We start from the raw sequence: 2,041 nt of genomic DNA, 5'->3' as shown, positions 1-2,041 counted from the left end.
TGTATAAGAGACAGGGTCAGCGTCGGGGTGGCGGGCAGCGCCGCGGCGGTGGTGGTGGCGGTGGCCAGTCGCGTCAGGCCAGCGGTGGCGGGAATGCCCAGGCGCCGCGCGGTGGTGGCCAGGGCCGTCCGCAGCAGGCCCGTCCGGCGGTGGCTTCGCCCGCGGCGGGGCCGAGCTCGCCTCCGCCCCGGCGCACGATGTCCAAGTGGGGCTGAGCCCTCGTCCCGGCTGAACAGGGATGAAGTTCATGACGCCCGGGTCCTCTCACGAGGGTCCGGGCGTTCGACTGTCCGGGGTATGGCGACTGGGGGGTTGGGCGCGTTCCCTGGCGGATGGGGCGTGGTAGCGTGGCGCCCTGTTTCACGGTGGTGCTTCGCACCCCTTTGTCATCAGGACACGCCTCTTCCATGACGCGCTCGGCAGACGGTGAGCTGCACATCGATTCGGTCCTCCGGAATACCTACAAAGTCGTCTCCGTGTTGGGGCGGGGCGGCATGGGTTCGGTGTTCCTGGCCCAGCACCTGCGGCTTCCGGGCAAGCAGGTGGCGGTGAAGGTGCTGCGGGTGGGCGAGCACGTGGGGCCGGACCTCCACGTGCGCTTCCGGCGGGAGGCGGAGATCGCCTCGCGGCTGGGGCACCCGAACATCGTGGAGGTGCTGGACTTCGACACGCTGGAGGACGGCAGTCCGTTCCTGGTGCTGGAGTACCTGCGCGGGGAGAGCCTCGCGGACCGGCTGCGGCGCGGGCGGCTGTCATTGGAGGAGGTGTTCTCCTTCACGCGGCAGATGGGGTCCGCGTTGCAGACGGCGCACCGCGCGGGCGTCGTGCATCGCGACCTGAAGCCCGCGAACATCTTCCTGGTGCCCACGGACTCCGGCGGCGTGGTGGGCGAGCGGGTGAAGCTGCTCGACTTCGGCATCTCCAAGGTCATGTCGTCGGAGACGCTGCAGACGCAGGAGGCGGTGCTCATCGGCACGCCGCAGTACATGTCGCCGGAGCAGGCGCAGGGGCAGAACAGCCGCATCGACGCGCGCACGGACCTGTTCGCGCTGGGCGGCATCGTGTTCGAGATGATCTCCGGGATGACGCCCTTTGGTGGCGGGTCGCTCGCGCAGATCATCTACCGCGTGGTGCACGAGCCGCCGGTGTCGCTGGTCACGCTGATGCCGGACCTGCCGCCGAACGTCGCGAAGGCGGTGGCGCGGGCGCTGGAGAAGAACCCGGACCACCGCCATCCGGACGTCGCGTCGTTCATCGCGGAGCTCACGGGCACGCAGCTCCAGTCGCTGCCGGAGACGGCGGAGCAGATCGAAGCCCGGACCTTCGGGCGCGCGAAGCGTCCGTCCGGAGTCGCCCTCCCCTCCGTGTCGCCGAGCGACGACGACGGGACGGGCGCCACGATGGCGCCGTCGAACAAGGGGCCGGGGACGGGCCGCTTTGGAGCGGATGCGTTGTCGGCGTCGGATGAAATCGGCTTCGACGCGACGATGGCGCCACGGGCCGGTGGCACGGTCCCGTTCGGACAGCAGCCGCAGGTGGCGGGCGGCACGATGGGCTTCGGTGCCACGCAGATGCCCGGGAGCGGCACGGGGAGCTCGGGCGTGGCCCTGCCGGCGCCCGGTGTCTCCGCGCAGCTGCCGGGAAGCTACAGCGGGCACCAGGCCGCCCCCGGCTACGGCACGGGCCAGCAGGTCGCTCCGGGCAGCATGGGTGGCCAGCAGGCCGCGCCGGGCAGCATGGGTGGGCAGCAAGCCGCGCCGGGTTCCTTCGGCGGCCAGCAGGTGGTTCCGGGCAGCTTCCCGGGAGCCGTGGGTCCCCAGGGACAGCAACTCGCCCCGGTGAGCATGTCGGGTCAGCCGGGAATGCCCGGTCCGATGACGATGCCGGTCCCCACCGCGGTCCCGCCAAAGTCGCGCGTGCTCCCCATCGCGGGCGCTGCCGCGCTGATCCTCGGTGCCGTGGGGCTCGGCTGGTGGCTGCGACCTCCGCCGCCGGTCGCGCCTCCGCCCGGTGCCGTGAACGCGCCCCCGCCTGCCTTCCC

The 2,041-nt window shown here is 71.9% G+C and carries 1 protein-coding gene and 1 pseudogene; both read left to right on the top strand.

Going from position 1 to position 2,041, the window contains the following annotated elements:
* Positions 1-215, top strand: a pseudogene (locus D7W82_RS42095) (ATP-dependent helicase); the annotation flags it as partial.
* Between the two features lie 192 nt (positions 216-407).
* Positions 408-2,041, top strand: a 1,634-nt coding sequence (locus D7W82_RS39395; protein ID WP_147439780.1) for a serine/threonine protein kinase, incomplete at its 3' end; no start/stop codon positions are given.

Source organism: Corallococcus sp. CA049B (assembly GCF_003611685.1).
In the GTDB taxonomy this organism is placed as follows: domain Bacteria; phylum Myxococcota; class Myxococcia; order Myxococcales; family Myxococcaceae; genus Corallococcus; species Corallococcus coralloides.
Note: the sequence above shows the minus strand (reverse complement) of the source record. Positions and strands in the feature narration are given on the sequence as shown.